This window comes from Aureimonas frigidaquae (assembly GCF_001463905.1).
Classification (GTDB): Bacteria; Pseudomonadota; Alphaproteobacteria; order Rhizobiales; family Rhizobiaceae; genus Aureimonas; species Aureimonas frigidaquae.
Genome location: NZ_BBWR01000009.1, coordinates 152,388 through 160,206, shown reverse-complemented (window position 1 = coordinate 160,206; position 7,819 = coordinate 152,388). Strand labels below are relative to the sequence as shown.

Genomic DNA, 7,819 nt, shown 5'->3' with positions numbered 1-7,819 from the left:
GTCGCACATCAGCCCCGCATTCGTCTCGTGCGCGCAGTCCCAGAAGGTGATCCCCGCACGCGGAAACAGGTCCGATACAGGCATCATCGCAGAGCCGATGATCCCAAAAGCCTGGTCGATCCCATGCTTCTGCAGAACCTTCACAAACGCTTCTTCCGTCGTCATCTTCATGGGGCCGGTGCGCGTTTGCGTCACGGTCATGCCGGGGGCCTGAGCATTCATGGGCGTTCGTCCTTGTGTTGGTACCAGCGGTACATGACGCGTTGGCCGATGCGCCGGAACGGCGTCAGAAGGCCATGATGGGGCAGCGGTGAGGTAAAGATCGGCAGGTCCAGCCCGGCGCCCTTGCCGGCGATCATCTGGGCCATGCGCCGGCCGGCCTGGGCCGAGTACATGACGCCGTTGCCGCCATAGCCCATCGCATAGAAAATCGATTGCGCCGGATCGGGCTGCGCGATGCGCGGCATCATATCGTGGCTGACATCGACCCAGCCCCACCAGGAATAGTCGAGCGTGATCCCGCTGAGCGCCGGGAACTTGCGCGTCATCCCGGCAATCAGCCGCTCCAGGTGGACGGGATTGGACGCGTCCCGCCCCGTAATGGCGCTGCGGCTGCCGATCTGCAGGCGGCCGTCCGGCAGGAAGCGGTAATAGTGCCGCAGGGTTCGGGTGTCGGTCAGCGGAAAGCGCGCCTTGAGGCCGCAGGCCTCGATCTCGCCTGCGTCGAGCGGCCGCGTGACGATCGAGTTGGACAGGACCGGCATGAGGCGGTGGCGTGTCAGCGCGTTCAGTCCCGGCGGGGTGTAACCTGCCGTGGCAAGCGCCACCGTGCGGGCACGCACCGTGCCGCCCGGCGTTCGCAGCCGATGGACGCCGCCGCTGCTCTCCCAACCGATCACCGGACTGCCGGGATGCACCCTGGCGCCGAGCCGCCGGGCGAGCGCCTGGTAGCCGAAGGCAAGCTTGGCCGCATGGATGCCCATGCCGTCCGGCTCGTACATGGCGCCGGCCGCCTCCGCATCATTGACGAAGTCCGCCTTGACCTCCGCTGCGGAGACGATCCGGCTGCGATAGCCGAAGCTGTCGTTCAGAAGCCGCGATTCCGCCTCCAGCGCCGGCATGACGCTCGGCTTGTGCGCGATGTAGAGGTGCCCGCCATCCTGCGGATCGCAATCGATCTCCCGGACCAGATCCCGGAACAGGTCGAAGCCTTCCGCCACCTCCGCATGCAGCCGCCGGGCGACATCAAGCCCCCAGCGTTCGATCCATTGCGACCGTTTCAGCCGCCCGGACGAAATCTGCGCCTGCCCGCCATTGCGGGTCGAACATCCCCAGGCGACGCGGTTCGCCTCCAGCACGACCGAGGACAAGCCATGATCGCGGGCCAGGTGAATGGCCGTCGAGAGCCCCGTATAGCCGGAACCGACGATCGCGACGTCGCATTCCATATCGGCCGAGACGGGCCCATCATCGGCTGGCGGTGCGCCGGCCGTGCCGATCCAGTAGGTCGGCGCATAGTTGCGGTTCGTGCCCGGCCCGCTGTCGCGGACTGGGTCATGCGCGGGATCGTAGGCCGCGAAGGGCCGTTCAAGATGCTTCTGCATGTCAGCCAACCGTCTCTGCCGCAGGTGTCGCCGTTACTTCGCGGCCAAGGCCGGACGCTGCTTGCGAAAGGCCTGCTTGTGGACGATCTTGCCGTCGCGCAGCCGGAACAGGTCGGCGCCCTGCGCCTCGACCCGGCTGCCATCCGCCGCGGTGCCCGAAAAGGTCCATTCCGAAACGGCACGATCCCCGGCCACGAGATGGTCGCGATGCGCCCAATGGGCGTCGGGCATGGCGGTCCAGACATTGACGAAGGCCGCGGCGATGGCGTCCCGGCCGGAAAAGCGAGTCCCATGAACCTCGGCCCCGCCGACCGCATCGAATTCGGCATCCGGCGCGAAATACCGCATCACGCCGTCTATATCGTGCCGGTTGAAGGCATCGAACAGGCTGCTCAGGTCGTCGGCCGTTAGCTGCGCAGACGCGGTGGCGCTGGACATCGATCATTCCCCTAGGCTGTCGGAAAACAGGTCGCCCCGGAGCTGCGGCTCCATGGAGCCGGTGGCCGACGCGCCTGCCATGGCCCAAACTAGCCAAAGCAAGGCACTGGCCTTATAGCCAGACGCAAATAGCGTTAGTGCCAGTTGGAGCGCGGCGACGCGCGGTAGGGCTCAGGTAAGACGCCCGGTATGATCCGTGGATACACCATCGCGTCCGCCATGTTTGACGGCGTAAAGGTGCCGGTCGGCCCGGCGATAGACATCGGTGAAGGAGCGATCGCCCAGCGATGCCGTGGCCGCTCCGATGCTCACCGTCATGACGCGGCTTGCCTGCAGCTTCGCCGTGCTGCGGGTGACCTCCTGGCGGATCGCCTCGGCAATGCCGGCGGAGGTCGCCGCGTCGGCGCCGGGCAGGAATACGCAGAACTCATCGCCGCCGACCCGCACGAGTTGGTCGTCCTCGCGCAGCGTGGTGCGGATGGCGGAAGCTACGGCGCCAAGCGCGCGGTCGCCGAAACCATGACCCAGGGCATCGTTGATGGCCTTGAAGTCGTCGAGGTCGATGACGAGAAGCGAGATGGCGTGGCGGGCGCGGCGCAGCCGCTCGAACGACGGAATGCCGGCTTCGTTCATCCACCGTCGGTTGAAGGCCCCGGTCAGCGGATCGGTCGATGCAATCCGCGACATTGTATCGAACCGCGTATCGACATGATCGAGGGTCGCCTGGACGCTCGCCATGAGTTGACCCGCTTCGTCGCGGTAGCCCGTCGGCAACAGCGGACGCTCACGCCGGCTCGCATAGGCATTGAGCGCATCGACCGAACGCGTCACCGGTTTCAGCATGGCGTTGACGGCCCAGATGGTCAGCGCCGTGCCCGCCAGCGTGGCGGCCAGCACGACGGCGAGCACCGACAGGGGAACAGGCTCGATGCTGGCGGTCAGCGCAACGGCGACCAGCACCAGAAGCGGCACATGGGTCCCCACGAAACAGATGAGCAGGATGCGGCCGACATAGGTTCTCGGCCAAGGCAGGGATTGGGTAACCGCATAAAGTTTCAAGAGCACGTCTCTCCCGTGACGGGCCCTATTCAGAACAGGTCCGTGGCAATTTCACGAACAGTCTGGCGAACGCGATGCCATGTTTACAAATTGGTTGCAGGGACCTGTCTGACAGGCGTCAGATCAGGCCGGCCGTGCTGCCATGACCGAGCGGATGCTCGGCCCTTGGAGCGACCGACTCCGCCCTGCCGGAACGCAGGACAGACCCCTCGCCGGCCGTCGCCGCCGTTTTGCGGATCGCACGCTCGATCGGGCTGAGCTGCGACGGCAGGCTATGCGCTGCGGGCGAATCGATGCGGGTCATAGAGGTGATCCTGTTGGACGAGCGAGACCGGATCTCGTGTCCATGATCCTCTATCTTTTAGCGCATCTGAATGCGACATCCCGCCGCATCGGGCTTCGTGGTTACCAAAGCGTTAGGAAGCTGCAAGGTGCCCGTCACAAAGCCGGGCTACGGTCTCTTCGCATTCCACCGTCAGCAAAAGGCGAACCGACGTGTCGTTTCAGCTCCCATCCGCTTTCGTGACCGTCGCCGCACTCATCTGCCTGTTCGGCGTGGCGATCCTCGGCTGAGCGCCACGCCGCGTCGGTCAGAAGGCCAGCCGCAATCCTGCCGTGGCCGAAACCTCGTAGTCGTCGCCGATCCTGTCCAGCGGCGCGTTGACGCCGACCTGGCCGAACAGCGAATAGGCATCGTCCTTCCAGTTGTAGGTTCCGCCGATGCCGATACCCAGTGTCGTGTCGCGCGGTTCAGATGTCAGGACGGTCCCGGCGACGTCGATCCGCGTACCGTCCAGGAACTCCTGCGTCAGGTCCACGATGCCGTAGAGTTGCAGCCTCCGGGTCTCGCCGGAGGCGGTTTCCCATGCCGTCTCGCGGTCGAGCGAAACGCCGATGCGACCTGCCAGGCTGTCGCCGCGCAACAGCCGCACATCCGCCCCGCTGAAGTCGGTGAAGCCGTCGATGTCGACGCTGTTCCACATGAGCTGCGCCTGCGGCGTGACCGACCAGGCATAGGCGATGTCGAAGCTGCGGCCGATCTCAACGCTCGCACCCCAGCCGAAGCCGTCATGATCGGCCAGGATGGTCTGGTCGAGCACATCGGAATAGAGGTCCGAACTGTACCACGTGCCCTGCAGCTGAACGTCCGTATAGAAGCCCGACTGCGTGTACATGGTCAGCGAAGCGCCGACGCCCGTTCCCACCGTGTCGATGGTCCCGCCGCCCGATGCCGAGCTGACATCGGCGGTTCCGCGCCCGTGGCTCAGCCAGACGCCGCCCACCAGGACGCTGCCCGTATCGAATGTATGGACCGGTGCGTCGATACCGGCCTGTAGCCGCCAGCTTGCGCCGTCCGCCTGCCATCCGCTGCCGGAAGCGTCGGGAGTTGTCTTGAAGCCGCGGCCTTCGATCCGGCCCCAGGCGGCACGCCCGTCGAAAAGATCGAGCGGCGCCTCGGAAGACACCGCGCCCTTTCGGAAGGGCTGCGGATCGGCCGTGCCGGACCAGACGCGGTTGCCGACGCGCTGGCGCAGCGTGGAGAGGCGGTTCATGTCGAGCAGCAGCGAGGGATAGGCCTCATACAAGGGAACGCCCGGCTGGAAGAGCGGATCGGGCTCGAGTTCGACCGGAGCGGAGGGATCACCCGGGACGGACGGTGCGCCCGGCACAACGGGAGAGATCGGTAGCGTCGGCAGGTCCGGATCGGTTCCGTCCGTGGGGTCGTCCGACCCGTCGGGATCGGTGGGAGCCGGCAACAGGTCGACCTTGGCGGTCGAGCGCAGGTACCAGTTACCGTCGGCCGGGTTGCCGACACTGCCCTTGTACAGGGAGTAGGCGTAGGCGCCCGCATAAATGGTCCGTCGCCCGTCCGGCGTACGCTCGTCATTGGTCAGATCGAACACGCCGTTGGATGCGCCGTCGACCTGGATAAGCAATATGCCCTGCGTGGTCGGAGCCCCGATCCCGCCGCGGTTCTGCAGATTGACCCCGGTCACCCCGCGCGTATCGCCGTTGACGATCAGGCGGTCGGCGCGCGAATCGTCGCCGCCGAGCACAACATCCATGGTCAGCCAGCCGCCGTGGCCCTCATGATCCCCGGCAATGGTCAGCGTTCCGAATGGGTCCAACGGCGTTCCCGGCGAAATATCGCCGCGGTGGATGACGGTCCCGACCGTTCCGGTGCCCTCGAGCCAGCTTGCATCGCGCAGGTCGATCGTACCGCCCAACTGCCCGTTGACCTGAAGTATCGTGCCGACGCCGGATGCCGAGCCGAAGCTGCCGACGACCTGCGTCGTGCCCTGGAATGCCGACTGGTCGCCGTTGATGATGGTGCGGCCCGCCAGAAACTCCATACGCGCCGTGGGCCCGCCGATGATCTGCGTATCGAGTTCGAAATCGGGGCTGGCATGATAGAAGCTGACCAGACCATCGCCCGAACCAAAACGGATTGGCCCGCCGGTCACAAGGCCGGGCAGGAACTGCTGGTCGGTCGCAAGGTCTTGCTTCAGGCCGCCGAAGGCGAGATGGCCGATGGAACCGGCCGACGGCGCGACGATCACCTCATCGGTGACGTTCAGCTGCCCGCCATCGGACAGAATGAGCGTTCCGGTGGAAGGGCTGCTGCCGGGAGCCTCGGCACCGATCTCGGCCCTGTTGGCATCACGCCGGCCGGTCAAGGTTTCTTCAGCACCGCCGCCCACCTGATAGTCGGGGAAGAGCTGAGCCGATGCACTCACGGGAAGTAGAACGACAAGGCACGTCGAGGCGGCACCTGCCCTCAGAAAACAACGCAACATATACTTGGCCTGATCATCAATGAATGGAAGAAACGACACGTCGGCCCAAAAAACGAGCACTTGGCCGCAAACTAGGTCTTCACCGGGACAGGCAAAACCGCTTCGAAAGGTGCATCGGGTGAACGTTCCGGCAGTGGGGCATCACGCGAAAAGCGAAGCCGAACAATTTGTGCCGATAGAATGCACGACTTTTGGATGAGGAAATGCCTCTGAAAACGGCTTTTCGGCCAAAGACCGGCGTGCCGGAATCAGTGCACGGCAAACCAGTCTGCTGCATTCTGTGGCAGGTCGGGCACGCTGCCGCCGGGTGCTACCGATGTTCCGGCGCGGGGCTGTCGCTGACTGCCCTCTTGTGTGGGCGCGCGCAAAATTCTAGCAATCGCTGATGAACGATACGGACCTGCCGCAGCCTTCCTTGCTGCTCATCGCCTATGCCAGCACGTTGAAGCCGGGCGGCGACACGACCCTCCTGGATCAGATCCTGACGACGTCCCAGCGCAACAATGATGCGCAGGACATCACCGGATGCCTCGGCATCGAGGGCCGCAACATCATCCAGATCATCGAAGGGCCGCCCGCGGCCGTCGAGGCGTTGTTCGAGGTGATCCGCGCAGATCCGCGGCACGAGGGCATCGTGCTCCTGCATCGGCAGGAGCGGCAAAAACGGCTGTTTCCGGGTTGGCGCATGGTCCGCCGGCCGACGACGGACCTCTACCTCTTCCTGGAGAATGCGAAGGTCCAGCCGTTCAGAACTTGAGCGGCCCCTTGAAGATGAAGAAGGCGCCGAGGCAGATGAAGGCGAAGCCGACGACATGGTTCACCGTCAGCTTTTCCCCCAGATAGGTGACCGAGAATACGGAGAAGACCAGGAGGGTGATGACCTCCTGCATCGTCTTCAATTCCGCGGCCGAGTAGATGTGGGAGCCGAAGCGATTGGCGGGCACGGCCAGGCAATACTCGAAGAAGGCAATGCCCCAGCTGACGATGATGACGGCCAGGAGCGGCTTGTTCTCGTATTTGAGATGGCCATACCAGGCGAATGTCATGAAGACATTCGAGCAGACCAGAAGAATGATGGGCAGAAGCCAGGCGGGGACGAACTGAACCAAGGCCGTGTTCCGGATTGAAGGCCAGCGTGCTTATCACGAAATGCGGCGCTGCACAGCAGCCCGCCCGCGCCACCCCTTCAGACCCTGCCATCTCCTTAGAATAGGCTGCCAGTCTCCTGACCCGGGGCGCCATCTTCCCTCGGCCCAACCGACACGACCGTCAGCACGCCGTCCGGGAGCGGACGCTGGAGTGCGGATGCCTCGCTCCAGGGCGCGCGCAGCCAGACGTCCATCTCTTCCCGCCCGGTCAGGATGACGGGCATGGCCTTGGGATGGACCCGCCGGACGACGTCATTGGGCTCGCACGTCAGGAACCCGAAAAGGTCGGTCTGCACCGGGCCCTCTTTCACTTTGCGCACGCCATTCCACGGTGTCCATATCCCGGCGAAGACGCAAAGGTCCCGGGCGGGCGACAGAGCGAACCATGTCGGCACCTTACGCCCCTCGATCGTGTCGTACTCCGAAAAGCTCGTCACTGGGACGAGGCAGCGGCTCACCGGCGTAAGCCAGCGGCGCCAATGGGGCGAAGCGGTGTTGCGAATATTGGTGACCCCGCCATCCGCGTTGCGTCCGGCCAGGGCAAAAGCCGGTGACGGCATGCCCCACCGCGCCATGGCGATGGTCGTGGCGCCGTCGCCATCCAGCCGGACGATCGGTGCGGCCGTGTCCGGGAAGATCGAGGGCATCGGCGCGAGATTGCCGGACAGGTCCCGCATCGCCCCGGTCAATGCGCGGATCGCCGCTTGTCCCTTGGTCAGGGAGTAGAGGTTGCACATCTATCGATCGCCCTTCCCGTCCGCTGCCGTCGGAC

The 7,819-nt window shown here is 64.9% G+C and carries 9 protein-coding genes; 1 reads left to right on the top strand and 8 read right to left on the bottom strand.

What is annotated here, in order from left to right:
• From AUL30_RS10725 to AUL30_RS10700, 6 genes are all read right to left on the bottom strand, one after another.
• Window positions 1-171, bottom strand: a 171-nt coding sequence (locus AUL30_RS10725; RefSeq protein WP_244490794.1) for a thiamine pyrophosphate-binding protein, incomplete at its 3' end; no start/stop codon positions are given.
• A gap of 47 nt (window positions 172-218) precedes the next feature.
• Window positions 219-1,604, bottom strand: a complete 1,386-nt coding sequence (locus AUL30_RS10720; protein WP_062227874.1) for an NAD(P)/FAD-dependent oxidoreductase — start codon at window positions 1,602-1,604, stop codon at window positions 219-221.
• Between the two features lie 33 nt (window positions 1,605-1,637).
• Window positions 1,638-2,042 (bottom strand): nuclear transport factor 2 family protein, encoded by a 405-nt coding sequence (locus AUL30_RS10715; RefSeq protein WP_062227873.1) that lies wholly within the window; start codon window positions 2,040-2,042, stop codon window positions 1,638-1,640.
• 171 nt (window positions 2,043-2,213) lie between these two features.
• Window positions 2,214-3,107, bottom strand: coding sequence for a GGDEF domain-containing protein (locus AUL30_RS10710; protein WP_157070074.1), 894 nt, complete (start codon window positions 3,105-3,107; stop codon window positions 2,214-2,216).
• A gap of 112 nt (window positions 3,108-3,219) precedes the next feature.
• Window positions 3,220-3,405 carry a hypothetical protein gene (locus AUL30_RS10705; RefSeq protein ID WP_062227871.1) on the bottom strand — a complete coding sequence of 62 codons (186 nt, stop codon included), beginning with the start codon at window positions 3,403-3,405 and terminating at the stop codon, window positions 3,220-3,222.
• A 286-nt stretch (window positions 3,406-3,691) separates the two neighbouring features.
• Window positions 3,692-5,839: an autotransporter family protein gene (locus tag AUL30_RS10700; protein ID WP_192843051.1), complete on the bottom strand. Its 2,148-nt coding sequence runs from the start codon at window positions 5,837-5,839 to the stop codon at window positions 3,692-3,694.
• Between the two features lie 445 nt (window positions 5,840-6,284).
• Here AUL30_RS10700 and AUL30_RS10695 point away from each other — a divergent pair, with 445 nt between their 5' ends.
• Complete coding sequence (locus AUL30_RS10695) at window positions 6,285-6,656, top strand: BLUF domain-containing protein (RefSeq protein WP_062227869.1); 372 nt, start codon at window positions 6,285-6,287, stop codon at window positions 6,654-6,656.
• On the opposite strand, the gene AUL30_RS10690 is transcribed toward AUL30_RS10695, so the two are convergent.
• Window positions 6,646-7,008 (bottom strand): DMT family protein, encoded by a 363-nt coding sequence (locus AUL30_RS10690; protein WP_202814495.1) that lies wholly within the window; start codon window positions 7,006-7,008, stop codon window positions 6,646-6,648. The two genes, AUL30_RS10695 and AUL30_RS10690, sit on opposite strands and share 11 nt — an antisense overlap.
• Before the next feature lie 95 nt (window positions 7,009-7,103).
• Window positions 7,104-7,784: an SOS response-associated peptidase gene (locus AUL30_RS10685; protein ID WP_062227868.1), complete on the bottom strand. Its 681-nt coding sequence runs from the start codon at window positions 7,782-7,784 to the stop codon at window positions 7,104-7,106.
• Window positions 7,785-7,819: the final 35 nt, after the last annotated feature.

Coding starts and splice junctions, on each gene's coding strand:
- AUL30_RS10720 (WP_062227874.1), bottom strand. CDS start 1,604: ATGCAGAAGCATCTTGAACGGCCCTTCGCGGCCTACGATCCCGCGCAT.
- AUL30_RS10715 (WP_062227873.1), bottom strand. CDS start 2,042: ATGTCCAGCGCCACCGCGTCTGCGCAGCTAACGGCCGACGACCTGAGC.
- AUL30_RS10705 (WP_062227871.1), bottom strand. CDS start 3,405: ATGACCCGCATCGATTCGCCCGCAGCGCATAGCCTGCCGTCGCAGCTC.
- AUL30_RS10695 (WP_062227869.1), top strand. CDS start 6,285: ATGAACGATACGGACCTGCCGCAGCCTTCCTTGCTGCTCATCGCCTAT.
- AUL30_RS10685 (WP_062227868.1), bottom strand. CDS start 7,784: ATGTGCAACCTCTACTCCCTGACCAAGGGACAAGCGGCGATCCGCGCA.